Genomic DNA, 25,498 nt, shown 5'->3' with positions numbered 1-25,498 from the left:
TGGAGCGCTAGCTTTGGCGATGACGGAGGTGAGGAACTCTTTATCCTCATCGCTCAACGTGACGACGTAGGTTGGTCTACGGCCGGTGCGCTTCTTGGACCCTTGTGAATCTTTCGCCGCTTGGGTTGCTCCTCGATATCTGCTTAGCTATTGTCATTGCCTTTTCCTCTAAAGAGTAGGTGTATAATGGGTTCAACAGGGGCCGAAACTTGAAAATTCCTGTTTAGTAGTGAAACTTTGGCTAGGGACACTAGGCGTTGATGTATCGGTTTCGGTCGAAGAACTTGTAGGTCACACTCTGGCAAAGAGTCTGGAGGCACCTCACGCGTCAGCCATACTAAGAAAGTTACTCGGGAGCGAAACCTACCAGTTAATGGAAGAGAAGATAAGTCCTGGACAGAGCGGTAAACTACTCTCAGAGATTCGGTCTAATAGCGAAGACCTTGTGCTCGGAGCCAAGACCAAGACGGGCATCGAGATAGGGGTTGACACGGACTTCACTTTGTCTCTTGAGGACTCTATTATCGTGGTACGCAAAGTAAAAAAATACCTGCGCAACGATATCACCAATTGAAGCAAGGTCAGCTGGTAAGAGGTGAGTTGCCCTTCAATGATGTGTTGAGGGAGTCGCCATCGAGGTGACATGGCGACGACAGCGGTTGGCAAACACTAGTGGTTGTGCTCTCAGCTAACGGTGTCTTCCACCCTAGCTTCCCGGAACAGGGTAGCTACCTGTACACTCCGAGTAGAAGTCCCGTGCCGCACGGCGTTGTGCCTCTAAGTGCTGAGGGTTGACTTTCCGCTGCCTTTGGGTCTCCTTGGTCTCGAATGCTAAAACATATCACCGTTTTCCATCCTAAGCTTGGTAGGTCTTAAAGAATCGAAGTCCGGGTTGGGTTCGAGCAAGCCGTTCAAGATCTTCAGCAATGACCTCATACTCCTGGTGATTGGGTTTCAGACGAGAGCGGAAAGCCGTAACAATAGCCGGGGAACTCTGAAGTCCCTTGCGACTATCATCCTTGGCGAAAGGATCGTGATCCGGATCGTCATCCCACTTATATTCAATTACGCTAGCTACCTCCTGCGCCTGGGACTCGCCCGCAAGGTGGGCCACAAGGGTAAGAGTCATATCAATTTCCGCCGCAACCCCCGAAGAGGTCCATCTGTCTCGATCCTTCACCCACCTGGCTCTTGGTTCAAAGATAACGTTCGGAGCTACTTCCTGCGCCCACTCAAGTGCTCGCTTGTTAGTGGTTGCACGGTAACCGTCTAAGAGATGGGCTTTTGCCAAAAGGTATGCACCGGTACACAGAGGCGACAATCGACGCCTGAGACCCGTAGGCATAAGCCAATCGATCAACGCTTCATCGTTCATCAACGTGCGTGTACCTCTTCCTCCAGGGACCATCAGAAGATCAACCCTAGACTCCTCTAACATCGGGGTAGAGGGCATGATGGAGACTCCTTGAACGCTACTTATAGGCTTGAGTTCACAACCGATCAAAGTAATCGTAAAGAGTTCCGGGAGGCGTCCGAGAATCTCAAGGGGACCGGTAACATCTAGCAGCTCGAAGTCCTCAAAGAGCAACATTGCCAACTTTAGGGGTTCTAACTCCGAGCACTCCTGCTCACAGAACGGTTGCATCATTGGAGCACAAAACAAGGAACTGCCAAGCCTCCCCTTACAAAGCGAATTCTCATACTGTCTCAGTCGAACGAACCCACCCAATGACCGACCTACTTGTTGATAAACGGCAACCTAAAATAGCGATCGACCGAAATATCGTGATCTATAGATGAATGATGGTTCGATTTCGATAGCGTTACGTTCGTGCAATCACTTCGATGGCTATAAGGTCCATCTCGCAACTAACGTGTGATGTTTGGCTATGCGATAAAAATCTCTCCCGAACGCATCTGGCTGAGGTGCTCGGCAAAGTCTACATACGATGTCTCTACGCACCCAAAGTCCAGAATCTCGGTATCCCCGTCTGCCTGAGTGGCCATAATCGCAGACGACATGGCGATTCGATGATCGCCGTAGCTATCGACCACGCAGGCTTTTGGTTTAAAGTTGCGCTGACCAAAGACGCTAAGCCTCTCGCCGTCACTCTCGGCTCTACCCCCAAATCTCTTGATCATCTCTATTGTGGTAGCGATACGGTCGGACTCCTTCGCTCTCAGTTCACTGACACCGTAAAAGGTAGTAACCCCTTCAGCGAAAGTGGCTATTGCTGCCAGAATCGGTATCTCATCTATAAGCCCAGGGACCTCGGCGGATGATATCTCTGTGCCCTTCAGCAACGAGGACCGGGCACCTACATCACCAATGGGAAATGCACCGTCTCTGAGATTTTCATAACTCAGGTGGGCCCCCATCCTCTCTAAAACCTTGAGATAAGCGTCGCGCCCTTCACCCAGATAGATACCTCTAAGGACGAGATCCGAGTCAGAGGAGATAAGCGCTCCGGCAATAAAAAAGGCAGCCTGTGAAGGATCGGCGGGAATCCCAAGGGTAAAGGCTCTGGGAGCTCGGGTTAGCTTATTCACCGTCACATCCCTGGCACCAGAGTCGAAATCTACTATCTCATGATCGATTTCAAGATAGCTAAGAAATTCCTCGGTGTGCGCTCGGGTCTTTATTAACTCGTGTATTTTGGTCGTACCTTCAGCCATAAGACCAGCAAGAATGAGTGAGGACTTTACTTGCGCCGATGGAACTTGAGTAGAAAGATCTCGTCCTTTTAATCTTGATCCCCTGATTGATATCGGGGCGTACGCACCACCGTCTCTACCGTCCACCTTGGCACCCAGTTGTCGCAAGGGAGATACCACTCTCATCATTGGTCTTTGAACTATGGATCTGTCGCCGGTAAGTACAAAGTGGCCTTCGCACCCAACGAGCACGCCTGTCATGAGACGCAGTAAGGTGCCAGAGTTACCCACATCCAATATCTCCGAGGGCTCGCCGTAAGAAGACGGCCCGTCGCTGACAACGGTTATGCGGGTGGGGTCTACAGGATCCCGGTGGACATCGACTCCAAGCTTGAGCAAGGTGTTTACGTTAGCACTGACATCTGCGCCTAGTGATACCCCTGACAACGTAGATCTACCTTTACAGAAAGAGGCGAAGATCAGGGCTCTGTGTGAGATTGACTTGTCTCCAGGCGGCTCTAACTCACCATTGAAACTACCGCCGCCGCGCACTACCGCTCTGGCGTTCGATCCTGATTCGTGCTCCTTGTTCATCTTCGCTTCTACTCCGGCAGATCGTCGCGAAGATTTTTTGCGCCGTGAAGATATACGTGATGGAGCTCTCTTCGACCTCTGTCAGTCTCTAGATGCATAAGAACCCGTAGGCACAGTGGAGTGGCACCTACGATGTCGAGCTCCCTGGCACACATCAAAGGGACGTCTCCAAGCCCAAGTTCCCGAGCCGCAGTTGCCGGGAACATCGAGTGAACATCGTTTGTCGCTGTAAATATGATTGAGATCAGCTGTTCCTTGTCGATGCCGTTTACCTCCAGCATCTTAGAAACTAACTCCTTGGTCTTGGAGGTAACCTCACTTATGGTGTCCTCCAAGACAGTGGTCGCACCTCTTAATCCTCGAACTGGCATCTACGAAAGTATACAGCGACGATAAAGCACCAAGGCGCCAGAACAAGTCAGCGACAGTGAGATGAACTTTGCTCTACGGCCTTTCAGACCTCTTGCCAAGACGACTGTTTCCAACTGATTTTCTTAGAGATATAACCTCAGATGAGGTTAAGACCCGATATGCCCCTGGAGCCAAACGTTGATCCACAAGATCACCGATCCTTACTCTTACGAGCCTTGTTACCTCGTTGGATGTCGCCTCAAACATGCGGCGAATCTGGCGGTTTCTACCTTCGTGCAAGACTACGCGAACTAGCGTATCGTCAAGGCGGGTAAAGGTGGCAGGATGTGTTCGACCGTCTTCCAGTAAGATCCCGTGCCTAAGTCTGTTCAGTTCGGAGTCTGTTGGTCTTCTTCTTAGCTGCACTAGATACTCCTTCTCCACCGCCAGCGAAGGGTGGGTAAGGGCGTAGCTCAGATCGCCGTCGTTTGTCAGTATGATCAGTCCCTCAGAGTCGAAGTCGAGCCTACCAACTGAGAAAACTCTAGGGGTAGAGGGCACCAGTTCAAGGATGCTTTTTCTGTTGTATGGGTCCGAGGAAGAACATATTACTCCCTTTGGTTTATGCACCAAATAGTACGTCAACTCACTGGATCCGAGCACCAAGTGACCGTCTACCCTAAGCTCATCGTGGCCAGCTAGCACTTTGTCACCTAGTGTCGCAAGGCGACCGTTTATCTTTACCCGGCCTTGCAGAATTATCTGTTCGCAAGATCTCCTGGAGCCGTAACCCAGACGAGCTAGAACCTTCTGTATGCGCTCTGGCTTTCTCTCATCTGCCGACTCCCCCAATTAACCTTCCCTATCTAATATCAAGGTTCGTTCAAGGTTTTCAACGAAGCGGGCGTCAGGAACATAGCCATCCAATTTGGGCAGATCGTCTAAAGAATAAAGTCCAAGACGCTCAAGAAACAGCTTTGTCGTTCGGTAAAGGTAAGCCTGTCCAGGACCACTGTCTCTCTCTTTCGCCTCGAGGTAACCCTTGTCTAAAAGCAGGCGCACCGTTGCGTCAGAGTTGACTCCACGGATCTGCGATATCTGTGCTTTAGAGATAGGTTGACGATAGGCGACTATCGAGAGTACTTCAAGAGCCGCCTTCGATAACCTGTCGCTATAGTTGAAGTCCACGTAGCGTTTGACGACTCCTTCGAACTCCGGTCGCGTTCGGATCTGAAATCCTCCACCGATGTGCGCAAGATAAAATGCACGCCTTGACTGCTCGTAAAACTCTTCAAGACATCCAAGCGCCTCTACAGCAAAAGGTATCTCGACGCCTACGAGCTTTGCGATCTCATCTGCGGTTATGGGCTCGGCTGCCACTATCAATAGGGCCTCCACCTGTGCTGCTAGATGTCTATCCTTCGTGTTTGGCTTTACAGCTGCAATACTGTCTGAATCGAAGTCGTCTTGACTAGTCACTCAATCACCCTAAATATCTCAGCAAACACCTCTGCCGCTGATTGGCTAGCTTCTCTACTTATGCGTACAAGCACAAGATCCTTTTCAGTCCCCTCCACCATTTCGAGCTCCAAGAACCCAACTCTGGATCCCTCAAGGATTAGCAGAAAGCTAACGACGATCTCAAAGCGGCTCTTTGCGAAAAGGACCAGGTCTGTAAAGGTTACCTCCGACTGAGACAGAAGACGTCTCATCACCGTCTCTCCCACCTCACGCACCGACACGGGTACCGACGTTATATGCGATGCATCGACGACCTCTCGCTCCACGACGTGCAAGATCCGCTCAAATGTATCTCTCAGCTGCATCGGAGATATCTTTCGAAGTGGATCTTTTATCTCAGCGACCAACGAGAGATCAGGTCCCACCGAACGGGGAACCGTCAAACTGGTCTCTTGAAGCTTCCTTTCAAGTTCAATAGACACCTCCCGAAAAACGGTGGCGCCTAACAGTGAGATGAGCAATACCTCTTTCTCTTCTGCAGTTGAGATATCTTCCAGCTCGAGATCCTCTTCACTATCTTTTCCCAAGATGTACCGGCACTTATACCTAAGAAGAATCGCCATTTCAGAGACAAAGCGGCTTAAACTATCCAGCTCCTTGTCGTGGTTAGACTCTAGTGCCGCAGTAAACTCAGAAATTAAAGATAAGAGCGCAATCGTCCTTATATCAACCTTTCCAGAGCTGACCTGTCCGATGAGAGCATCTAGGGAGCCGCCGAAACCGTTAGCCTTCATCTCGTAAGGCACGCTTCATCGCCCGTCCGATCTTGACTTTGCGCTAAGTCCTACAAGTTGCACAACGGTATCGGCGATCATCTTTGAACCTTGCCACCGACAGAACTCTAGAACCTTTGCGCCGACCTCTTTGGAGTCAGCGGTATCGGATACTATCCTTAGAGCACTCCATGGAACCTTATATTGCATAGCTACTCGGGCCACCGCAGCGGTCTCCATATCCACAACGCCAGCATAAGGAAAGTGCCTTGAGATCTTGGACTTGTTCTCTTTAGAGGTAACAAGCGAGTCGCCGGAGGCTACGACTGTCTCACTCAATGTTGCATCTCTATTGAATTCGTCCCTTACAACGGACCTCCACGTCTCCATATCTCGTTCTACGATACCCTTTAGAAGGCGTACAAAGTCCTTGTCGGATTGGTGACAGACAGATGACGACCCCAACATCTCCCCCGGAACCCGCGCGATCGGCCTCAGATCGAGATCGTGTTCGACAGCGCCCGACGCCACCACGATGTCTCCAACACCAAAGCAAGGAAGGAGAGATCCAGCCATGCCAATCGACAGCACTGCATTTATCTTTACGCGAGCAAGCATTGCGGTCACTGCTGAAGCGGCGTTGATCTTGCCTATCCCGCTCTTACAAACAACCACCTGATCGTTGACCATTAGCTCAGATACACCGCACATAAAAGACTCGGTGCCGGGTAGATCCTCGATAACTCTGCGGAGATCTTGTGCCTCTTCGTTCATTGCTACGACGACTCCGAGGGTCACAGTTGACCTCCTCCTTCAACTCACTTACCTAGCTGTCTTCCAGGCTAGCTAACTCTGCGACGTACCGCATCTAGCGACATAGTAAAGCAGCCATAAGCGTCATAGCTCCGAGGTCATCTGCGCCTATCCCCCTAGATCACGATCCTCTTACCCTTCGAACAACTCCGAGATGACACACTTCACGGTCTTACAACCTAAGAGCAGATGTCCCGCCGATACGATGTGAGATACTAGCATCTAGCAGATCACGGGTCAACAAGTTGTCTAAATCGCCCCTCGATCCGATAACTCCTTTGCGCTACGGCCTTGATTAGACCAAAATACCCGAGAATACAAGAACGGGTCCAAACACTGTGATCATGATCTCTTCGACTAACGTAGATTAGTTATGAAACACGAACGAAGAGTCCTATCTGGTATTCAGCCATCTGGATCTGCAACCCTTGGGAACTACGTTGGAGCCTTGAAGTTCTGGGTAGATGACCAGGACACCTCTGACTGCCTTTACTGCATCGTGGATCTCCACGCCCTCACCGTCGACCAAGACCCAGCAAGCTTACGTGAGCAGACTTTGCAACTCGCCGCTCTCTTACTAGCTGTTGGAATCGATCCAAATCGATCGACACTTTTTCTTCAGAGTCAGGTACCCCATCACGCCGAACTTTCGTGGATCATGGAGTGTGTGGCGACATACGGCGAGCTTTCAAGAATGACACAGTTCAAAGACAAAGGGAAAGGATCAAGCACTGTAAGAGCATCACTGTTCACCTATCCCGCCCTAATGGCTGCGGACATCCTCCTCTATCGAGCCACTCACGTTCCAGTCGGTGATGACCAAAAGCAACATCTCGAGCTTACCCGAAACCTCGCAACCAGATTTAACAACCGTTACGGGGAGACATTTGTTATCCCAGAACCAGAGATACCAAAGGTGGGAGCTAGGGTCATGGATCTACAAGACCCTACTCGCAAAATGTCAAAGTCCTCCAAGAGCGACGCTGGAAACATCTATCTGACCGACACTAAAGACGCAGTGGCCAAAAAGGTACAACGGGCAGTAACGGACACCGAAAACAAGGTGTACTTCGACCCAAACAACCCCGGGAAGGCCGGAGTAAACAACCTTCTCTCCATCTTCTCAGCCCTAAAAGACGAAGAGCCAAACGAGATCGCCGCAAGATACAGCGGTTACGGTCATCTAAAGAGTGATCTCACAGAGGTGATCAACGAGACTCTGACTCCTATCAGGACAATGATCGAAGAGCTAAGGAACGATGATCGCCACCTAATTGAACTCTTACACAATGGAGCAGAAAAGGCTGCAGTGGCGTCGAGAGATACGCTTCGAAGAGCCAAGTCGGCGATGGGCCTAATCCCATGGTCAGATGGATCATAACCTTGTCGACACGAAAGTATTTGACGCGTTGCTACTGCGTAGTAACTATAGTAGCCTTCGACTGAGTAAGAGTGTTAGGAGTACACAACGGCCTTAGTTGAACTTCCCGAGATAAGAGACCTTGGAGCAGGCACTTGGTCGATACCTGTTCCAATTCCAGGTGGGGGTCTTGGTTACGTGCTGGTGTACGTCTTTGAGACCAACAACGGCGTCTCAATACTAGATGTCGGTTGGAACACCGATGAAGCTTTTGCAACCCTAAAGCAGGGCCTTGAGACCTTGGGCGCCTCGATCGAGGCGATCGAGGCGATAGTAGTAACACACATTCACCCTGATCACTACGGCTTAGCTGGTAGAGTAAGGGAGGTGTCGGGCGCCAAAGTTGCCTTACATCCAATGGACGCCAAGCTAACGCGATCTCGTTACTTAGACCCAAAGGAACTCCTAGAACAGATGCGGGAGTTCTTGATAGATGCCGGAGCACCAAAGGACAGCCTCGAAGAACTCCAAAATGCTTCTCTTCCTGCTCTTGATAGAAGAAGTTTTGTCGAGCCTGACGTAGATCTCGTAGACGGCGAACTCGCCCCTATCCCTGGTCGGAAATTAAAGGTGATCTGGACTCCGGGACACTCACCGGGACATGTTTGTCTATATGAAGAGCGCTTTAGAAGACTATACTCTGGTGACCACATCTTGCCACACATAACCGCCAATATATCCTTTCATCCCCAATCCGGCGAGAACCCCTTGCAGGAGTACCTATCATCGTTAGAAAAGGTGCGCAGCCTTGATGTCGAGAACGTCGAACCGGCACATGAGTATCCTTTTACCAACATGAACGGCCGAATCAAGGAGATCGAAGATCATCACCTCGAACGACTAAGGGAGATAAGAAAGTCACTTAGGACAAACGGAGCCCAGAGCGCGTGGGAGGTAGCCCAGTCCTTGACATGGTCTAAACCCTTTAGCACCTATGCAGCCTTTATGAAACGGATGGCTGTTGGGGAGACGATCTCGCACCTGATCTACCTCCACAGCAAACAAGAGGTGGTTGCATCCGGCCGGCACCCAACCATCTATAGCCTTAGACAAAGATAGTATTGTGCTAATGAAACAAAGAAGGAGAGGCTCATGGTAAAGCTTGTTGCCCTTTGGGGTCGACTAGAGGATGAAAGATCCCAAGAGGACTTCGTCGAAGAGTACTTGAAAGACCATATCCCCTTAGTAGACAAGGTGCCACACCTGAGCTCGGTTACCTTATCTCAGATTCCCAAAGGCCCCTACTCACGCCTCGCCGAGTTGTATTTCCCTGACGTCGCATCGTTACAAGCAGCACTCTCCTCGCCAGAAGGCACTGCGCTTGTGGACCACTCGAAGGTACTCGTCGACAGATACGGCGTCTCGTTGACTAACTTCGTGGCAGTGGAAGAGAATCGTTAGATAAGAGGTGAAGAAGTTCTAGCGATAGCTTAGATGCGACTCATTGCTGCTATCACTAGTTCAAGAGACCGCTTCCTCCAAGTGGCGAATCGCGTTTTTGTTCGATAGGTTATCTAGCTAAGCTACAGGCAAAAACAAGGCTCAAGAGACAGGTCTGTGCCGACAATGCCTAAAGTCTCTGTTACGTCAAGACGTACTGTGCGCTTCAGGTACCCACCTGCCACAACAAGCTTGTTATCTTCATCGAATACCAGGGAAGTCAGAACCCCTGCCTTATCGTCTTTATATCTAAGTTCAAGACTTTGTGGAATCATATCTCTGTACAAAGCGGTCTCACCATAAGGACGAAAGCCACGAAATACTAGTGGGGCACTCGACCCCCTGGAGTCCATACGGGCTACAAGTTCCTGGCCTGTGTAGCAGCCTTTTTTCAAAGAGACAGCGCTTTCAAATAGCGCAGGGAATGAGGCTGGAAATACGTTTTGACCCAGCACATCCACCATCGAAGGTATACAACTTGATACTCTGAGTCCACGAATAACCTCAAAATTCGTGTCTTTCAAATGCTCGATCGGTTCACCGATCGAGATGGAAAACTCCAGAGGAATTAGCTTCGTCGCTCTATAGACATGAGTCGCTGCCTCTCCAGAAAGCGCTTGTACTTCGTGACTCGTGATCGTTGCTGCGACCGTGTCAAACTCCGTCTTTGAACGGATAGAAAAACGCTCCAGACGCTCAATAAGGCCGTCTCTGTATCCAGAATCGATAAGGAGATAGAACTCTGACTCGGCCCTTAGTACAGTTACTAAGGAGTGAACCTTGCCGCTTGGCTCTAAAACGAAGGCATCGATAGATCCGCCAACTGCTACCTCTGTCACGTCTTGAGTGATCTGTCCCTGAAGGTAGGTCTCAGCGCCCTTACCACTTAGTACAACGCAATCCATCTCGAATCTGGTCATCCGATATCTTCCCTAAAAAGTTCGTTGGCAATCTGAACCGCAGAGAGGAGAGCCTTGGCTTTATTGACGCACTCTGTATCTTCAGATGCTGGATCGGAGTCAGCTACAACTCCCGCTCCTGACTGCACCCAACCATTCCCGTTCTTGTCTACCACAGCGGTTCGTATCGCGATAGCAACGTCAAGATTACCGTTGAAGCCGATGTAACCAAAGATACCACCATAGAGTCCACGTCGAATCGGTTCAAGTTCCTCTATGATCTGCATCGCTCTTACCTTTGGAGCCCCAGAGAGAGTACCGGCCGGCATTGTAGCCCGAAGAACATCGATTGAACTGACCTCGCTACGCAGATCTCCGCTCACCTCCGATGAAAGATGCATCACATGAGAGAACTTCTCAAGTACCATAAACTCATCGACCTTTACGGACCCAAAGGAGGATATCTTACCGATGTCGTTCCTTGCCAGATCAACTAACATAACGTGCTCAGCGATCTCCTTTGGATGCTCCAACAGCTCAGCACCCAAAGCCCTATCAGCTTCTTCGGAGTCACCCCGTGCCCTAGTTCCTGCTATTGGACGTGTAACAACCCGGCTACCATCTATCCGCACAAGCGCCTCAGGGGATGAGCCTATCACATAGTGATCTTCGCCTTGGAAGAGGTACATGTAAGGTGAAGGATTAAGCAACCTGAGAGCCCGATAGAGCGCCAACGGAGATACCTCAAGGTGAAATCCAAAGCGCTGAGAAAGCACCACTTGAAATATCTCACCCTCTAAAATCTTCTCCTTTGCCGTTTGCACCCACCATTGAAACTCATCACCCCCTACAGACCGTCGACCCAAATCCGTCGAAAGCTTCTCTGTCTTGTGGGCACCTACCAGAGGTAGTGACGAGGTATTTAGATTGTTGGCCATGTCTTTGAGACCTTGCACGGCCTCGTAATATAGACCCTTGGCGTCTTCAATTGAGACTGACTCTGGCACTAGGATATTCTTCACCAGCGTTATGGTTTGACGCCAGTGGTCAAAAACTGCAATCTCACCCACGAGATAAAGGTACCCATCGTAAGTGCCAGAGGAAGAGACCTTACCCTTACCAAGAACGGGTTCCACCTCGCGGACTATGTCGTAAGCTAGATACCCCACAAGTCCAGAGTCAAAGGGGAATGACGATTCCTTGGACGAGTATGTCTCAACCAATAGCTCAAGGTACTGAAGTAGGCCGGGACTGTTAGTAGGCGATGGAAGGCCCACTCCCTTCACCGATACCTCTCCGCTTATGTTCTTAGCAACTATCGCTAGAGGTTTTCTACCTATAAAGGAGTACCTCGACCAGCGCTCCCCTTGTTCAACCGACTCAAGGATAAAGCCAGGCTCGTCCACCTTGACCAGGGAGTGAAACACCGACAGGGGGGTAAGGCCGTCACCTACGAGCTCAACCTTTAGCTGTGCCAACTTGGAACTAAGGCAACTGTCTAAAAAGGACTGAAGATCGCCTTGCACCAATCCTTCAACATCTATCACTTACCACCGTCTCGTCTCTGCAACGTTATTGAAGAAACAGGAGTAGCTTCCTGTATGGCATGCTCCTTGCCCCATCTGTTCAACCTTAACCAACAACGTATCTAGATCGCAGTCCGTCTTGATCTCCAATATCTTTTGGATGTTTCCAGAGGTCTCACCTTTTGCCCAGTAACTCTTTCGTGATCGTGAATAGAACCATGTTCTGCCTGAGGAGATGGATCGCTCAAGTGCGTTACGATCCATGTAGGCCACCATGAGAACCTTGTCGTCGCTGTCTATCACAACCGCTGGAATTAGTCCGTCAGAGGCAAACTTAAGGCTATCTAGATCGATTGAGACCGACAGCGGAGAACATTGTGTAGTATCACTCACAGGTATAGTCCAGTCTCATTTTCAATCCGGTCCGCTGCAACAGCATGTATGTCGCGCTCACGGAGAATAAGATAGGCGTCTCCTTGCACCTCTACCTCGTAACGGTCTTCGGGTGAGAACAGAACCAGATCTCCAGCTTTGATAGAACGCACATTCGGTCCTACAGCTACGACCTCTGCCCACGTCAAACGTTTAGCCACCTGAGCAGTGGCTGGAATCAAGATCCCTGATCTCGACTGTCTTTCACCGTCTCCAGTTGGCTGGGAGACCAATACTCGGTCAGCCAACATTGTAATGGGCTGCTTGGTTCTGTCTCCGTCGCTCACGGCGCCTCCAAATAACTTGGTCGAGAACTACTCTCGACTGGACGTACATTTAGTCCATTAGAAAATAGCGTATCTTTTACATCTTTTATTCGTATCTCTCCATAGTGGAACACCGACGCCGCTAATATCCCCTGCGCATGGCCCAAGACTACTCCATCTACGAAGTGCTGTAGCTCCCCCACTCCCCCTGAAGCTATAACGGGGACGTTTGTGGCGTCTGTAACTGCTCTAAGAAGATCTAGATCGAACCCCTTCTTCGTGCCGTCTCGATCCATTGATGTTAGAAGGATCTCGCCAGCTCCGCGACTCTCCGCCTCTTTCGCCCACTCAACCACCTCTTTTTCAGTTGCCTTAGTGCCACCGTGGGTAAACACGCGATATGTACCCCCGACTCGCTTTGCATCTATGGCGGTGACGACGGACTGCGAACCAAACCGATCTGCTATCTCTGTTATTAGTGAAGGGTGTAACAGTGCTGCGGAGTTGAGAGACACCTTATCTGCTCCGGAGTGGAGTATCTCGGCCGCCTGCGACAAGGAGGTTATACCGCCCCCGACTGTAAGAGGGATGAACACAGCAGCCGCTGTCTCTCTGAGGAGTTCGTATAGGGTCGTACGACCCTCTATGGTCGCACTTATATCTAAAAAGACAAGCTCATCGGCTCCTTGCTCCTCGTAGGCCGCCGCCAGCTCGACCGGATCACCTGCATCTTTGAGATCGATGAAGCTGACCCCTTTTACAACCCGTCCATCTTTTACGTCCAGACAGGGAATAACCCTTACTACCTCCACCTAGCGAGCGCCTCCTGCACATCGATACGGCCATCGTGTATCGCACGACCTACGACCGCCCCATAGAGCTGCCTGTTTGAGGCCTCGACCATGGACAACTCCTCAAGATCCGAGATCGAACCAACCCCGCCAGAAGCAATAAGGTCTACGTCAAAGCGCTCCAGGATCTGTCCGTAAGTGACAGTGTCTGGACCCCTGAAGGTCCCGTCTTTTGAGATGTCTGTGGCAAGCACGTTGCGACAGCCAAGCTCCACCACGGCAGCTATAGCAGCGAACAGCTCTACCTCGGAAGACTTCTGCCATCCGTGTGTCGCCACCATAAGTTTGCGTCCGACCCGCCGATAGTCAAGTGAAGCAACTACCCTACCTGGATACTCCTTGTTGAGAAGCGCAAAGAACTCCCTATCGTGCACGACCGACGTACCTACCACCACTCGTGATACACCCATGTCGAGGTAGATCTTCGCAGAGTCCAACGATCGCACTCCTCCGCCTACCTGAATCTCCGCTCCTCCACGGCCAACTACTCCTTGGATTGAAGCAACATTTACCGGGCAGCCTAGCTTGGCAGCGTCCAAATCAACTATGTGAAGAGATGTGACGCCTTTATCAAAGAACTCTGTCGCAGTGGCCTCCACCTCCTGATAGTTGATAACACTCTCGTAGTCCCCTTGAACCAACCGGACGCATCTACCGTTTATGATGTCGATAGCGGGTATTACCTTCATCTTCTTGATCCCTTCGCGTAAGAGACAAAGTTGCTAAGCAACTCTATTCCAGCTCTAGAAGACTTCTCAGGATGATACTGGGTTCCAAAGATCCTTCCACTTTGAATCGATGCGACGAAACGCTGCCCGTAGAAGCTGTACGCCGTTGCATAGTCGCTGCTTGGTACTGCATAGGAGTGCACAAAGTAGACCCAAGCCTTACTCTCCACTCCTCGATAAAGATCTCCGGCCTCTTCGACTAGCTCTAACTGATTCCACTGCATCTGCGGTAGACGTCTTGATCCCTCTAGACGCCTAACCTGACCAGGGATTAGACCTAACCCTTCATGACCGCCAGACTCAGATGAGTATTCGAAGAGCATCTGCATTCCAACGCATATGCCTAAAATCGGAACTGAACTCTCTCTAAGTTCATGGATTACTCTGTCAAATCCGCTCTGCCTGAGCGCCGTCATGCACGCTCCAAAGTCTCCTACCCCAGGCAGGACAACGCCTTCTGGCGTACCAATCTGGGACGGATCTGTCGCACAGTACGTATCCGGTGCGATCAACTGGAGAGCTTTATATGCAGAAAACAGATTGCCGATACCGTAGTCAACTACTGCAATAGCTATCTAGATCACACCCTTCGTGGATGGAACCTCTGCTCCAGTAATGCAGATCGCCTTGCCAAGTGCTCTTCCAAAGGCCTTAAAAGCCGCTTCGAGCATGTGATGAGTGTTCTTACCCCTCACATAGTCGACATGAAGAGTCAATCTGGCTCCAACGCATAGTGCACGAAAGAACTCCTCCGCCAGTTGTGGATCGAAACTCGGTGAACCAAGAGGAACATGACCCCTTAGAGCTGCATCTTCGTAGTGTAGATAGGGCCTCCCGGATAGATCTAGGGTAACTACTACTAAAGCTTCATCCATGGGAACGGCTGCTTGGGAGAAGCGTTCTATTCCCTTGCGATCACCCAATGCGTCTGAGAGGCAGCTTCCTAGTACAATCCCTGTATCTTCGACTATGTGATGGCCGTCCACATCGATATCCCCTGTTACCTTTACCTCCATATCTACATTTGAGAATCTGGCAACCTGATCAAGCATATGGTCGAAGAAGGGTATTGGGGTGGAGATAGTCCTAACTCCTCGGCCCTCCAACACGAGGGACACCTCTACTTCTGTTTCATTGGTCTTTCGTGACAAATAACAGCTTCGCATCGTCTTTCGTTGAGGTCCTTTCAGCGCAATATCTCTTGCAACGCCACAAGGAGCCTCTCGTTCTCCAGTGCCGTACCGACGGTAATTCGCAGAGAAGGAGGCAGCATGGGCCAAGAGGTTGTATCTCGGACCAGTATCGACCTTTCCACGAGCTGTCTCCATATCATCTTTGGGTCCTTCTCAGGAAACTCCACAAGGATAAAGTTTGCGTTGGAAGGATGAGCCCTTACACCAAGGGAGACCAGCGAATCATAGAGATCGTCCCTTAGCTTACAGATTGCATTGGCTTTGTCCTCAAAGTGTTGTCTTGTTCTAAGTGCAGCCAACACGGCCACCTGCTTGATCTGATCTAGGTGGTACGGCAACACCACCTGATCTAACACAGAGACAACCTCTTTTGATGCTATGCAAAATCCAAATCGAAGACCTGCAAGATCAAACCACTTAGAGAAGGTACGAAGTCGAATCAGAGTTTCTGGTTCGGACCCCAAGTTCGTTTTTTGTCCAAGAAAGTCAGCGTACGCCTCGTCTAACATCACGAGGGGATCTGAGGACAACGCAAAGATCTTCTTCACAATATCGGCGTCTTCTAAGGCTCCTGTTGGATTATTTGGAGAACACAGATAAACCATCTCAGGTGAGATATCTTCGGCCTGTTGCACTAAAGCGTCGTTGATCTGAAAGGAAGAGTCTCTGCCAAGGGTCACGACCTCGGTACCGACCGTAGATGCGATGTGTGAGTGTAGGGAGTAGGTGGGTTCAAAGACGACGGCTCGTCTGTTTGGACCTCCGTATGCAAGAGCAATATTTAGAAGAACCTCGTTGGACCCGTTTCCACAGAAAACCCGCTCCGGCTCTGTATCGTACGCCTCCGCTATGGCTGCTCTGACCTCTTTGTAGCTCCGATCGGGATAACGATTGAGCGTAAGTTTCCTGAGATAAGACTCAAAAGCAGATGTAAACTCCCTCGGTGGCGGAAAAGGCGACTCGTTCGTATTGAGTCTCACCTCCACGTCTAGCTGGGGAGAGTGATATCCCTCTCTAAGCCCCAGCGAATCCCTAGGCTTCATCTAGTTCTCCCTCAGAGCGACGAACCCTTATAGAGTCGCTATGAGCCTCTAGACCCTCGGCCCCAGCGATCTCTTCAGCTGCCCATGAGATCTGATCAACTGCGTCTCGAGTGACCTCGATAAAGTGCATCCTCTTTCTAAAGTCACTTACGCCAAGGACCGAAGCAAAGCGCGCTGTTGAGTACGTCGGCAGCACATGGGAGGGACCAGCTACGTAGTCACCGTAGGCCGCTGTTCCGTATGGTCCTACAAAGACCGCTCCTGCGTTGGTTACCTTATCCAGATCTTGCCCAGCGTCGTGATATAGCAGCTCGAGATGTTCAGGAGCGATCAAGTTAGCCACCTCTATCGCCTGGTCACGGTTACGAACTAAAGCCGAGTAGCCCTGAGTAGAAAGCGTCGATGCGATGTGATCCTTGCGTGAGGCTTCGTCTAGGTAGCTCTCCAACTCCTCCTCTACGGCCTTTGCGTACTCTTCGTTCCAGGTAATAAACCAGGCGAGTCCGTTCGGACCGTGCTCCGCTTGCACAGCAATGTCGAGAGCACTCCACTTAGGAGGAACAGACTCGTCTGCAACCACAACCACCTCTGAAGGTCCCGCGAAGGAAGAAGGTACACCCACTACCTGGGACACCTCGCGCTTAGCTATTGACACATAAACGTTTCCAGGTCCTACTATCACATCCACCTTGGGCACCGACTCAGTACCATAGGCCATCGCTCCGATTGCCTGGGCTCCACCGATACTAAAGACGTAGTCGACCTCACAAATGTGCGCCGCTGCCAAAGTTGCATCATCCACAGTTCCATCTGGCTGAGGTGGAACACACAGTACGACCTCTCTCACCCCCGCTACCTTGGCGATCGAAGCGGTCATGATAACCGAAGAGGGGTATCTAGCGACGCCACCGGGAACATAACATCCAGCACGATCCACCGGTTGGGTCTTATACGTTATCCGCATGCCAAAGTTATCGATAAGCTCGTGCTCAGCTAGCAACTTTAGCTCTTCTTCATGCACCCTTACTACCGAGTACTTTGCCGCAAGGAGAGCTTCTCTCAAGGCGTTGTCTATGCGGCCAAAGGCGGCTTCCATCTCATCTTTGCCAACTTGGAGATGATCAAGTGTAACGTTGTCAAACCGTTTGGTCAGATCGTAAAGAGCACTGTCACCTTCGTTTTTGACTCGCGACAAGATCTCCCTTACGGACCCGGTGGGATCAGCAGTTCCAATGCTTGGGCGAGGCAGTGCGCCTAGTAGCGCCGTACCCCTAAAGGGGCGAAGGTCTAAACTCTTTAGCATGGTGGGTAACTTCCTAATCACATACGACCGCAGTCATGGCCTCGGAACCTTTGAGTAAAACCTACCGTAATCTTTGTTCTTTAACGCAGTAAACCAAAGTAGAAAGATCCTGACACATGAGCTTAGACCCTTCGGCAAAGGCAGAGATCTCCTCGATGAGCTACACGATCTCTGAGCTGGCAAAACGAGCCAGCTCACTGGGAGACAAGATGCGGTCGATGAGAGATGAAGCGAGCGCCTCCGAACTATATCAAGCCGAAAAAGCGCTCTTGGTTGCTCTAAGGCGACTTGAGAACGCTACCAGATAGATAGGTGTCTTTAGAGGGACATAGGTCCTCGAGGAAACACTGAGAACACTCGGGGGCACGCGCACTGCAGACTCTTCGTCCATGGAGGATGAGTCTTAGCGAGAGCCGTGCCCACTCAGATGGTTCTACCTTTGAACATAGGTCTTCTTCAACCTTTAGAGGATCCGATGACTGTGTTAGTCCCAGGCGCCTTGACAGCCGCTTCACATGGGTATCAACCGCAAGTCCGGGAATGCGAAAAGCTATCGGTAGTACAACGTTGGCTGTTTTTCTCCCAACTCCTGGGAGTTTTGTAAGGTCGTCGATGTCCTTTGGTACTTCACCACCATAGCTGCTTATGAGCCTACCTGACAGATCGACGATGTTCTTGGCCTTGTTGTGATAGAAGCCCGTCGGTTTCACTATCGACTCGACATCGCCTATCTCAGCGTGGGCTAGATAGTAAGCGTCTGGGTACCGTGCAAATAGGGAGCTAGTCACCTTGTTTACTACCTTGTCGGTGCACTGCGCAGACAGCACCGTTGCCACGAGAAGCTGGAAGGCTGAGGTAAAGTTAAGTTCACATAGATCCTGTTCGGATCCTGGATAATTTAGCTCAAGACGTCTCAATATCTCATCTACTCGAATACGATCTTCGTCTTCGCCCACTAAAGCCAATTGCTCTCACCACCTACATCTCCCCTAATGCACGAGCTTGTCACCCCTAGACTCTAACTGCACCTAATGAACTAAAGACTTCGAATCTTCATTTGATTTTGATCAACAAAGAGTGAGGACGTGCCCCATGTCTTGTGTAAATGTAGAGGAAAAGACCGATCCTACCCCACTTCAAAGTAGTTTCTAAGTGATATGACTGACCTAGATTTACACAGACGCATCGGAGAGCAAGAGATCGCCTCAGTCTTGATTCTTGCGAAGACGATTGAGCGCTCTGACGGCCATAAGGCTTTAGAAGACCATACCTGGGTTGACCTTGTGCAGGGAGGTCGAAAGGGTGTAACAGGTCTGATTGCCTACAGAAGTAACCCACGAGTTGCGGTTGGATATGTACAGATATCCAAAGGTCCGCAGTCCTGGGGGATAGAACTACTGATCCATCCCATGGAACGCCGAAGCGAATCTGAGGTCGGAAAGTATTTGCTAAAAGGAGCTATCGAAGAGATCAAGGCTAATGGAGGTGGTCACGTCCATATGTGGCTACCTAAGCCCTCACCCTATCTAGACGATCTCGCTAAAGAGGCTGGATTTACTCGCGGGCGTGACCTATATCAGATGCGCTGCAAGCTTCCACTTCCGCTTCCACTCCCAAAGCTCCCAGGAACGATAAGGCACTTCCAAGTAGGTGTTGACGAAGATAGGTGGCTCTCAGTAAATAATCGAGCCTTTGCGTGGCACCCTGAACAGGGGGGTTGGACGAGGGAAACCCTTTTATCACGTGAGCAGGAGCCTTGGTTCGATCCTAAGGGATTCTTCCTGCTGGAGCTAGAGGGGGACCTAGCGGCTTTTGTGTGGACCAAGGTACACCTTGACGAAGAGGCTCCGATAGGAGAGATATATGTTGTCGCTACCAACCCTGACTATGCACATCGCGGAATTGGCAAGGAGATATGTAAGTACGGTCTTAGTTATCTAAGCTCTCTTGGCATAACCACAGGCATGTTGTACGTTGACTCCACAAACGAACCGGCGCTTTGTCTATATAGGTCCTTGGGCTTTAGTGTTGACCATATCGATCGGGCATACACCATAGATCTGTAGCCCCACAGATCTTTTGGGTTACACATTGAGGCATAGGTGCCGGTGACAGCTCCAGCGACCTAGGTAGTCTGGATGTGTGAAAAACTCCACCAAAGGACTGCTGGCGCTATCGGTAGCCTCTGCGATATGGGGAGGCATGTACGTAGCAAGTGATGCCCTTATGCGCAACGTGCCGCCAATGATAGTTCTCGAACTACGAGAGCTGATATCGGCGGTTGTTCTGCTTCCCCTTGCCTATCGTAGCGGTGGCCTTAGGGCTATCTCAAAAACGGACGTCATTCAGCTTGTTGGTGCGGGAGTCGTCGGATTTTCTCTCTCGGTTGGCTTTCAGTTCTACGGAACCCATCTTGCTGGAGCGGCACTCGGCTCCCTAATTACCGCTTCATCTCCGGTTGCCATCGCCGTCTTGGGAGCGACCGTGCTGAAGGAACAGATACCACTTCGCCGCTGGCTTGCGATGGCGTTAGCCCTTGTTGGTGTGGTAGTGATCGTAGGATCGCCGGTAGGTGGTGCGCAGGTGAAGCTTGGAATCTTTTATCTTCTCGTGGCCACTTTGGCTTGGGCCACCTACACCGTTTTGAGCACAAGCCTTCTAAGACGACACAGCGCTCTTGTCGTCGTCTCTGTCGCATCGTTGGTTGGAGCGCTTACAAGCGCTCCTTTCGCCGCCTACTCTACTCTAAACTCACCGAGACCCTTCCCAGTGGGTATCGTTGCCTGGCTCTTGGTCGGTTATATATCGGTTATCGGAATGGCTCTTGCGTTTTTTATGTGGAGCTGGGGCTTCAACCATGTAAGTGCATCTCGAGGCGGCGTTATGCTTCTTTTTCAGCCCGTAGTAGGTGTTATCCTTGGTGCTTTGATTCTTGGAGAGAGAGTTTCCCCCGAGACGGTCCTAGGTGGGTTGTTGGTCGCAGTGGGAGTGATACTTGCCGTTAGATCAACCTCATCAGAGCTCTCTCATCCAACAGAGACCCTCGAGGCTCGGCCCGCAAGGAGATCTGGGTGAGCTGGAGCGAAACTCACTTTGACTAAGGAGACGAGAGACTTGAGAGTCGACCGATATGAGAACTTACCAGATGAAGAGACAACTACCGAGGCGCGCCCTAGTCCCTTTGAGCTAAGTAATCAAAACGCTGCCACAATCTTAGGTGAAGATCAGCCCCGATTCCGGGTAACGCAGATTAAGGAGGGGTTGTTCAAGGGCTTCATAGCTCCTTGGGATAACATGACGTTGCCCAAAAACCTGCGTAGTCGCCTTCGGGATCAGATGTATCTGAGCGCCGAGAGTGCCTTTGTGGTAAGTACCGATCAAGGACGGACACGAAAGGCAGTTCTTACCCTCAGAGACGATAGCAAGATCGAGACCGTGCTAATGTGCTATCGAAAGCGAGATACCGTCTGTGTATCCACCCAGTTGGGATGCGCTATGGGATGCGTCTTTTGCGCTACTGGACAAGGTGGTTTTGGTAGACACCTAAGGGTCTCTGAGATGCAAGAGCAGTTCTTCTGGGCGTCAAAGGAGCTAAGGGAGATCGACCCCACCAAGAGGATTACCAACGTGGTACTTATGGGAATGGGCGAGCCGCTTGCGAACTACGACAACACGCTCGCCTTTGTGAGGTCCCTAATATCGGAGTTTCAGCTTGGAGCCCGATCGATAACCCTCTCTACAGTAGGAGTGGTCCCAGGCATCCTAAAGCTGGCCGAGGAGGATCTGCAGGTCAATCTAGCGGTATCCTTGCACGCTCCCGACAACGAGACCAGGGATCAGATCGTTCCAATAAACCGTAGATATAGTATCGATGCCCTGATCGAATCTTTACACCAATACAGGACAAAAAGCCGTAGGCGAGTTACGCTAGAGTACGCACTCATCGACAAAGTCAACGACTCTCCTGAGCAGATGAGACAGCTAACCGTTATCGCCAAAGAGCTTAGGGCTCACGTCAATCTCATACCACTTAACTCCACGCCGATGTATGACTATCCGGGTTCACCTCCTGAGACGGTGGCTAGATGTAAAGAGATACTGAGCAACAACTCCGTCAACGTTACCGTGAGGGACACTCGAGGCTCAGACATTGCAGCCGCGTGTGGACAGCTTGTCGTACAAAGCGACAAGCTAAGAGTAAGACGGGCTTCAGTCCCCACCTCCTAGGTACATGCCATGTTTTAGCGCTAACATGGACCTAGGGAGATCTGGCGCCCACGGGCGGAATAGGTGGTTTAAATGCGGTCATTGAAGCTTGTAAACAGTACACACCCGCAGACGTTGATGATAGCGACGATCCTGCTGTACGTAAACGCTTTGTTTGCCATAGTAAACGTAGCATTATACAGCGGTTACTCGACCGCACTTTCCTTGGTGGGGATCGTGCTCCCCATTGCTGGTGCTTATGGTATCGCCAACGACAAAAAGTGGGGCTACTACGTTGGTGTGGTAGCAGCTGCCATTCCAGTTGTAATAATAATTCTGTTCGTCGTCGAGTTTGGTTTAGGGGTTATAACCGGTGACTTTCTCCAGGTGATTTTGTCCCTGGTTCCCTTTGTCCTTCTAATTCATCCTCAGTCGAGAACGTACGTAAATACTTGGTTTACGCGTTAGGCGTCTGAACAGGTGATGGAGAACGTAGTTGGCGTCAGATGCTACCTGCTTCTATCCAAAGCCAGAGTTGTGCTGTAAAGGCACAGATCTCTCAAGATACCTGCGATCGTGAGGTTCCTCGGCCGAAACAGATTTGGACCACTCTTTGTGTTTGCATAGCTTGTAAATGGACCTGATCAGGGGTGGCGAAAGATTTGTTGGTAGAGGAGGGTAGTGTACCCCTAAGCGAGATTTTCGATCTCCGGCTTCAGATGTTATTGATCTAAAAGGCGTTTCTTTTGCACACCCCAAAGATATAGGTCGGATGTAGAACTAGGGACACCAAATGCTTCGAAGCGAGGCCCGCATAAGTAGAGTTTGCTTAGCGAAGCCTTTCCAGCTAAAGAGGGAGGTAACGTTCAAGTCACTCAGAACCTTGTAACTACGACGACTCATAGTTGGATAAAATCACACATTTTAGGAGAGCCTATGGTAACAGAGAGAGCGGAGACGTGGAGATCCACTATGCGAGGAACAATTGCTAACGACGTAGTGCTAGCCCACAGCGACTCAGATCGGCGCCTTATTAGTCCTTCATCGTTCGATAGACAACAAAGAGAGCGTCTCGAGAGTCACCTCGATCCCAATGCTACAAGGTCAAGCGGTGCTGGCCAAAGGGCTAATTTAGAAGAAGCCGATCCATATAGGACATGCTTTGAGGTGGATCGTGACCGAATCTTGCACAAAGGCACTGCATTTCGCAGACTTGCGGGAAAGACCCAAGTCTTTATCTTTCCCGAGGACCATATGAGAACGCGCCTCACCCATGCCTTGGAGGTGGAGCAGGTAGCAAGATCAATCGCATCAGCTCTTTGCCTAAATACGACCTTAGCCGAGGCGATAGCACTTGGACACGACTGTGGTCACGGACCATTTGGCCACGCATCTGAAGACGCTCTCTCTCCTTATCTTGAGAGGGGCTTCGACCACGCAAGGTTCGGTGCAGACGTAGTCCTCAAAGATCTGAATCTAACCTGGCAGACCCTTGACGGCATTCGTTGCCACTCATGGTCACTACCGGCTCCATCTACACTCGAAGGAGAGGTAGTGTCATGGGCTGACCGGGTTGCCTATGTGTGTCACGACTTTGAAGACGCATGTAGAGCTGGGATAGTCAGAGAGTCCATGTTGCCCAAGGCTGTGCTCGACACCTTAGGCAGTGTCAAAGGACGCCAGCTCGATGTGTTGATCACAGATATTATAGAGACCTCCCTAAAGTCAGGGAGAGTGGGAATGTCACCTGATATGGCTGATATCCTCGCTGAATTCCGGACCTTTAACTACGAATACATCTACATGCGTCCGGCCTCTGTAGAACAGAACAAGGTTGTAGTTGAGATGCTACAGTCACTCGTTGAGTACTTCATCGATCGACCGCACCTAGATGTCTTTGGTGAGAGAAACCATGACGAGGTGACAGCAGGTTCGGTGGCCGCAACCGAGCAAGCGGTCGCCTATGTAGCAGGAATGACCGACAGATTTGCGGTCAGAAGCGCAATGAAACATCTCGGCTGGTCGACATCAAAACTCCCCCGTGGAGTAGATCTGGGTTCTATCTAGAACAAAAGGACTAGCTTATGCAACAGATGCAAAGAGATTGTTGGACCTAACTCTCTTGGTCCATATCCACCACTACTCTTCCCCTTACCTCTCCCTTCATGATCCTTCTGGCTACATCGATGACCTCTGAGAGAGATACGTAGGAGACCATCTTATCCAAAAGAGACAGGTCCAGATCTCGAGCGAGACGACTCCACGCAAGCTCCCGTCTAGCAAGAGGCGTCATAACAGAGTCGATCCCAACGAGTGTCACGGCGCGCACCAAGAACGGGTAAACCGTTGTAGAGAAATTTGCCCCTCCTGCAAGACCGACAGATGCGACGCAGCCGCCATAGCGTGTCTGTAACAAGATGTTAGAGAGAGTATCTCCACCCACAGCATCAATCGCACCGTGCCAGCGTTCCGACAGAAGCGGCCTCTGAGTTGGAGTCGACAACTCTGACCTATCAATAATCTCCGATGCTCCAAGCTCTCGCAGATAAGGCTCCTCAGAGCGCCTCCCCGTCGACGCAACTACGTGGTATCCCAACTTCGAGAGCAAAGACACAGCCGTTGAGCCTACGCCTCCAGCAGCTCCTGTCACCAAAACAGAGCTGCCTGGAACCACCTGATGCTCCTCAAGCGCCAAGATCGACAACATCGAGGTTAGGCCAGCGGTTCCTATCTCCATGGCCCGTCTTGTTGATATCGATTCAGGGAGTTTGATAGCCCAGCGTGCCGGAACTCGTGCAAATTGACTGAGACCACCGGGGTATAGCTCGCCCATTCGAAAGCCAGTTACCACAACTAGGTCGCCGACTGAGAACTCTTCAAAGTCGGAGTTCACAACCTCTCCGGCAAGATCCACTCCAGGAATCATAGGATACGATCTGACTATCTTTCCTGTACCGGTAATAGCCATCCCGTCTTTGTAATTAATCGTGGAGTAGTGTACTTTGATGGTGAGTTCGCCCTCACCGAGAAGCCGTTCGTCCACCTCTCTCACCTCAGCGGTAACAGAGTCTCCCGATTGATCCAACACGAGCGCCTTAAACTTCACCTTGAAATCATCCTTTGTCGAAGTGGTCTTTAGTACTAACTCACACTAACACCTAAAACCCATTGTCACTCATCGGATACTTCGATCATTCTTTGAAGAGAGCACATGATGTGAACTGCCTTTTCAACGGAACGCCGAGCCTTTGCAACCTCTCTCTCCAGCTTCAATGAGTCTTCGGATTTATTGAAGAAACCCTCTCTTAGGTACCCATAAGCCAGATCTCTTAGACCTTCGGCGAGGGTCTCTGCACTTTCTATAAGCTCCGTCAAACGTTCATAAAACTCCATTTTGTACAAGCTAATGGAGCAAAAGCGCTACCCAAGTAGTGGAGTTCATGAACCTGGGGTGCAACAAGGACATGGACGTATTTCAAATCATTGAAAGTTCATTCTCTTCCCAGCGGGGTTTAGGGGATAGCGGGATCTAAATCTCCTACGA

30 protein-coding genes are annotated in these 25,498 nt (G+C 50.7%); 10 read left to right on the top strand and 20 right to left on the bottom strand.

Going from position 1 to position 25,498, the window contains the following annotated elements; all coding sequences use genetic code 11:
- Positions 1-229: 229 nt before the first annotated feature.
- On the top strand, positions 230-574 hold the full coding sequence (locus BUA24_RS07680; RefSeq protein WP_072790871.1) for a potassium channel family protein: 345 nt from the start codon (positions 230-232) through the stop codon (positions 572-574).
- Positions 575-856: 282 nt separating this feature from the next.
- Here BUA24_RS07680 and BUA24_RS07675 read toward each other — a convergent pair whose 3' ends face one another.
- The 7 genes from BUA24_RS07675 to mtnN all read right to left on the bottom strand — a co-directional run bounded on the left by BUA24_RS07675 (position 857) and on the right by mtnN (position 6,632).
- Positions 857-1,591, bottom strand: a complete 735-nt coding sequence (locus tag BUA24_RS07675; RefSeq protein ID WP_178138749.1) for a DJ-1/PfpI family protein — start codon at positions 1,589-1,591, stop codon at positions 857-859.
- A gap of 296 nt (positions 1,592-1,887) precedes the next feature.
- Positions 1,888-3,249: a 3-phosphoshikimate 1-carboxyvinyltransferase gene (gene aroA, locus BUA24_RS07670; RefSeq protein ID WP_084660315.1), complete on the bottom strand. Its 1,362-nt coding sequence runs from the start codon at positions 3,247-3,249 to the stop codon at positions 1,888-1,890.
- Positions 3,250-3,257: 8 nt separating this feature from the next.
- Positions 3,258-3,620 (bottom strand): chorismate mutase, encoded by a 363-nt coding sequence (gene aroH, locus BUA24_RS07665; protein ID WP_072790865.1) that lies wholly within the window; start codon positions 3,618-3,620, stop codon positions 3,258-3,260.
- A gap of 73 nt (positions 3,621-3,693) precedes the next feature.
- Complete coding sequence (locus BUA24_RS07660) at positions 3,694-4,452, bottom strand: pseudouridine synthase (protein WP_072790862.1); 759 nt, start codon at positions 4,450-4,452, stop codon at positions 3,694-3,696.
- Positions 4,453-5,079, bottom strand: a complete 627-nt coding sequence (gene scpB, locus BUA24_RS07655; protein ID WP_072790859.1) for an SMC-Scp complex subunit ScpB — start codon at positions 5,077-5,079, stop codon at positions 4,453-4,455. It lies immediately after the preceding gene.
- On the bottom strand, positions 5,076-5,855 hold the full coding sequence (locus tag BUA24_RS07650; RefSeq protein ID WP_072790856.1) for a segregation/condensation protein A: 780 nt from the start codon (positions 5,853-5,855) through the stop codon (positions 5,076-5,078). Before BUA24_RS07650 ends, scpB begins: the two co-directional genes overlap by 4 nt.
- A 15-nt stretch (positions 5,856-5,870) precedes the next feature.
- Positions 5,871-6,632, bottom strand: coding sequence for a 5'-methylthioadenosine/S-adenosylhomocysteine nucleosidase (gene mtnN, locus BUA24_RS07645; RefSeq protein ID WP_072790853.1), 762 nt, complete (start codon positions 6,630-6,632; stop codon positions 5,871-5,873).
- Between the two features lie 388 nt (positions 6,633-7,020).
- On the opposite strand from mtnN, the gene trpS reads away from it, so the two are divergent.
- The 3 genes from trpS (at position 7,021) to BUA24_RS07630 (ending at position 9,468) form a co-directional block, all read left to right on the top strand.
- On the top strand, positions 7,021-8,028 hold the full coding sequence (gene trpS, locus BUA24_RS07640; protein WP_072790851.1) for a tryptophan--tRNA ligase: 1,008 nt from the start codon (positions 7,021-7,023) through the stop codon (positions 8,026-8,028).
- Positions 8,029-8,205: 177 nt separating this feature from the next.
- Positions 8,206-9,126 carry an MBL fold metallo-hydrolase gene (locus BUA24_RS07635; RefSeq protein WP_272867296.1) on the top strand — a complete coding sequence of 307 codons (921 nt, stop codon included), beginning with the start codon at positions 8,206-8,208 and terminating at the stop codon, positions 9,124-9,126.
- 33 nt (positions 9,127-9,159) lie between these two features.
- A complete protein-coding gene (locus BUA24_RS07630; RefSeq protein ID WP_072790845.1) occupies positions 9,160-9,468 on the top strand; it encodes an EthD family reductase in 309 nt (102 codons plus the stop codon).
- 122 nt (positions 9,469-9,590) lie between these two features.
- Here the strand turns inward: BUA24_RS07630 and BUA24_RS07625 are convergent, their stop codons facing one another.
- From BUA24_RS07625 to hisD, 10 genes are read right to left on the bottom strand one after another with little or no spacing between them, the layout of a single operon-like run.
- On the bottom strand, positions 9,591-10,427 hold the full coding sequence (locus tag BUA24_RS07625) for a YgfZ/GcvT domain-containing protein (RefSeq protein ID WP_072790842.1): 837 nt from the start codon (positions 10,425-10,427) through the stop codon (positions 9,591-9,593).
- Positions 10,424-11,953 carry an anthranilate synthase component I family protein gene (locus tag BUA24_RS07620; RefSeq protein WP_084660314.1) on the bottom strand — a complete coding sequence of 510 codons (1,530 nt, stop codon included), beginning with the start codon at positions 11,951-11,953 and terminating at the stop codon, positions 10,424-10,426. Before BUA24_RS07620 ends, BUA24_RS07625 begins: the two co-directional genes overlap by 4 nt.
- Positions 11,954-12,325 carry a phosphoribosyl-AMP cyclohydrolase gene (hisI, locus tag BUA24_RS07615; protein WP_072790839.1) on the bottom strand — a complete coding sequence of 124 codons (372 nt, stop codon included), beginning with the start codon at positions 12,323-12,325 and terminating at the stop codon, positions 11,954-11,956.
- Complete coding sequence (locus BUA24_RS07610; RefSeq protein ID WP_072790880.1) at positions 12,322-12,615, bottom strand: GroES family chaperonin; 294 nt, start codon at positions 12,613-12,615, stop codon at positions 12,322-12,324. Before BUA24_RS07610 ends, hisI begins: the two co-directional genes overlap by 4 nt.
- A gap of 32 nt (positions 12,616-12,647) precedes the next feature.
- A complete protein-coding gene (hisF, locus tag BUA24_RS07605; RefSeq protein ID WP_072790836.1) occupies positions 12,648-13,442 on the bottom strand; it encodes an imidazole glycerol phosphate synthase subunit HisF in 795 nt (264 codons plus the stop codon).
- Complete coding sequence (locus BUA24_RS07600) at positions 13,433-14,170, bottom strand: 1-(5-phosphoribosyl)-5-[(5-phosphoribosylamino)methylideneamino]imidazole-4-carboxamide isomerase (protein WP_072790833.1); 738 nt, start codon at positions 14,168-14,170, stop codon at positions 13,433-13,435. The genes hisF and BUA24_RS07600 overlap by 10 nt, the downstream gene beginning before the upstream one ends.
- Entirely contained in the window at positions 14,167-14,778 is a 612-nt protein-coding gene (hisH, locus tag BUA24_RS07595) for an imidazole glycerol phosphate synthase subunit HisH (protein ID WP_072790830.1), read from the bottom strand. Before hisH ends, BUA24_RS07600 begins: the two co-directional genes overlap by 4 nt.
- Positions 14,779-14,784: 6 nt before the next feature.
- The gene (gene hisB, locus BUA24_RS07590) at positions 14,785-15,375 is read right to left on the bottom strand and encodes an imidazoleglycerol-phosphate dehydratase HisB (protein WP_072790827.1); all 591 of its coding nucleotides are present in this window, start codon (positions 15,373-15,375) and stop codon (positions 14,785-14,787) included.
- Between the two features lie 20 nt (positions 15,376-15,395).
- The gene (gene hisC / locus BUA24_RS07585) at positions 15,396-16,445 is read right to left on the bottom strand and encodes a histidinol-phosphate transaminase (protein ID WP_072790824.1); all 1,050 of its coding nucleotides are present in this window, start codon (positions 16,443-16,445) and stop codon (positions 15,396-15,398) included.
- On the bottom strand, positions 16,435-17,748 hold the full coding sequence (hisD, locus tag BUA24_RS07580; RefSeq protein WP_072790821.1) for a histidinol dehydrogenase: 1,314 nt from the start codon (positions 17,746-17,748) through the stop codon (positions 16,435-16,437). The genes hisC and hisD overlap by 11 nt, the downstream gene beginning before the upstream one ends.
- A gap of 116 nt (positions 17,749-17,864) precedes the next feature.
- On the opposite strand from hisD, the gene BUA24_RS07575 reads away from it, so the two are divergent.
- Positions 17,865-18,056 (top strand): hypothetical protein, encoded by a 192-nt coding sequence (locus tag BUA24_RS07575; RefSeq protein WP_072790818.1) that lies wholly within the window; start codon positions 17,865-17,867, stop codon positions 18,054-18,056.
- On the opposite strand, the gene nth is transcribed toward BUA24_RS07575, so the two are convergent.
- Positions 18,027-18,704, bottom strand: coding sequence for an endonuclease III (nth, locus tag BUA24_RS07570; protein ID WP_178138750.1), 678 nt, complete (start codon positions 18,702-18,704; stop codon positions 18,027-18,029). The genes BUA24_RS07575 and nth overlap by 30 nt on opposite strands.
- Positions 18,705-18,905: 201 nt before the next feature.
- On the opposite strand from nth, the gene mshD reads away from it, so the two are divergent.
- The 5 genes from mshD (at position 18,906) to BUA24_RS07545 (ending at position 24,021) form a co-directional block, all read left to right on the top strand.
- On the top strand, positions 18,906-19,814 hold the full coding sequence (gene mshD / locus BUA24_RS07565) for a mycothiol synthase (RefSeq protein WP_072790815.1): 909 nt from the start codon (positions 18,906-18,908) through the stop codon (positions 19,812-19,814).
- A 76-nt stretch (positions 19,815-19,890) separates the two neighbouring features.
- The gene (locus BUA24_RS07560) at positions 19,891-20,823 is read left to right on the top strand and encodes a DMT family transporter (protein ID WP_072790813.1); all 933 of its coding nucleotides are present in this window, start codon (positions 19,891-19,893) and stop codon (positions 20,821-20,823) included.
- A 39-nt stretch (positions 20,824-20,862) separates the two neighbouring features.
- A complete protein-coding gene (gene rlmN / locus BUA24_RS07555) occupies positions 20,863-21,975 on the top strand; it encodes a dual-specificity RNA methyltransferase RlmN (RefSeq protein WP_072790874.1) in 1,113 nt (370 codons plus the stop codon).
- A 72-nt stretch (positions 21,976-22,047) separates the two neighbouring features.
- Positions 22,048-22,422, top strand: a complete 375-nt coding sequence (locus BUA24_RS07550; RefSeq protein WP_072790810.1) for a hypothetical protein — start codon at positions 22,048-22,050, stop codon at positions 22,420-22,422.
- A 468-nt stretch (positions 22,423-22,890) separates the two neighbouring features.
- On the top strand, positions 22,891-24,021 hold the full coding sequence (locus tag BUA24_RS07545; protein ID WP_072790807.1) for an HD domain-containing protein: 1,131 nt from the start codon (positions 22,891-22,893) through the stop codon (positions 24,019-24,021).
- Between the two features lie 46 nt (positions 24,022-24,067).
- On the opposite strand, the gene BUA24_RS07540 is transcribed toward BUA24_RS07545, so the two are convergent.
- Both BUA24_RS07540 and BUA24_RS07535 read right to left on the bottom strand, forming a co-directional pair.
- The gene (locus BUA24_RS07540; RefSeq protein WP_072790805.1) at positions 24,068-25,060 is read right to left on the bottom strand and encodes an MDR family oxidoreductase; all 993 of its coding nucleotides are present in this window, start codon (positions 25,058-25,060) and stop codon (positions 24,068-24,070) included.
- A gap of 65 nt (positions 25,061-25,125) precedes the next feature.
- The gene (locus BUA24_RS07535; RefSeq protein ID WP_143146455.1) at positions 25,126-25,347 is read right to left on the bottom strand and encodes a hypothetical protein; all 222 of its coding nucleotides are present in this window, start codon (positions 25,345-25,347) and stop codon (positions 25,126-25,128) included.
- Positions 25,348-25,498 lie beyond the last annotated feature (151 nt).

Origin of the sequence: Ferrithrix thermotolerans DSM 19514 (assembly GCF_900128965.1) — a bacterium.
Classification (GTDB): domain Bacteria; phylum Actinomycetota; class Acidimicrobiia; order Acidimicrobiales; family Acidimicrobiaceae; genus Ferrithrix; species Ferrithrix thermotolerans.
This window is presented reverse-complemented; position numbering and strand designations above follow the sequence as displayed.

What these genes read in the sequence shown, in the direction of transcription:
- aroH (WP_072790865.1), bottom strand. Translation starts at nt 3,620, where the DNA reads ATGCCAGTTCGAGGATTAAGAGGTGCGACCACTGTCTTGGAGGACACC.
- BUA24_RS07550 (WP_072790810.1), top strand. Translation starts at nt 22,048, where the DNA reads ATGCGGTCATTGAAGCTTGTAAACAGTACACACCCGCAGACGTTGATG.
- hisC (WP_072790824.1), bottom strand. Translation starts at nt 16,445, where the DNA reads ATGAAGCCTAGGGATTCGCTGGGGCTTAGAGAGGGATATCACTCTCCC.
- BUA24_RS07535 (WP_143146455.1), bottom strand. Translation starts at nt 25,347, where the DNA reads ATGGAGTTTTATGAACGTTTGACGGAGCTTATAGAAAGTGCAGAGACC.
- BUA24_RS07630 (WP_072790845.1), top strand. Translation starts at nt 9,160, where the DNA reads ATGGTAAAGCTTGTTGCCCTTTGGGGTCGACTAGAGGATGAAAGATCC.
- BUA24_RS07610 (WP_072790880.1), bottom strand. Translation starts at nt 12,615, where the DNA reads ATGTTGGCTGACCGAGTATTGGTCTCCCAGCCAACTGGAGACGGTGAA.
- BUA24_RS07625 (WP_072790842.1), bottom strand. Translation starts at nt 10,427, where the DNA reads ATGACCAGATTCGAGATGGATTGCGTTGTACTAAGTGGTAAGGGCGCT.
- BUA24_RS07575 (WP_072790818.1), top strand. Translation starts at nt 17,865, where the DNA reads ATGAGCTTAGACCCTTCGGCAAAGGCAGAGATCTCCTCGATGAGCTAC.
- BUA24_RS07600 (WP_072790833.1), bottom strand. Translation starts at nt 14,170, where the DNA reads ATGAAGGTAATACCCGCTATCGACATCATAAACGGTAGATGCGTCCGG.
- BUA24_RS07675 (WP_178138749.1), bottom strand. Translation starts at nt 1,591, where the DNA reads ATGTTGCTCTTTGAGGACTTCGAGCTGCTAGATGTTACCGGTCCCCTT.
- BUA24_RS07650 (WP_072790856.1), bottom strand. Translation starts at nt 5,855, where the DNA reads ATGAAGGCTAACGGTTTCGGCGGCTCCCTAGATGCTCTCATCGGACAG.
- trpS (WP_072790851.1), top strand. Translation starts at nt 7,021, where the DNA reads ATGAAACACGAACGAAGAGTCCTATCTGGTATTCAGCCATCTGGATCT.
- aroA (WP_084660315.1), bottom strand. Translation starts at nt 3,249, where the DNA reads ATGAACAAGGAGCACGAATCAGGATCGAACGCCAGAGCGGTAGTGCGC.
- mshD (WP_072790815.1), top strand. Translation starts at nt 18,906, where the DNA reads ATGACTGACCTAGATTTACACAGACGCATCGGAGAGCAAGAGATCGCC.
- hisB (WP_072790827.1), bottom strand. Translation starts at nt 15,375, where the DNA reads ATGCGAAGCTGTTATTTGTCACGAAAGACCAATGAAACAGAAGTAGAG.
- BUA24_RS07545 (WP_072790807.1), top strand. Translation starts at nt 22,891, where the DNA reads ATGGTAACAGAGAGAGCGGAGACGTGGAGATCCACTATGCGAGGAACA.
- hisD (WP_072790821.1), bottom strand. Translation starts at nt 17,748, where the DNA reads ATGCTAAAGAGTTTAGACCTTCGCCCCTTTAGGGGTACGGCGCTACTA.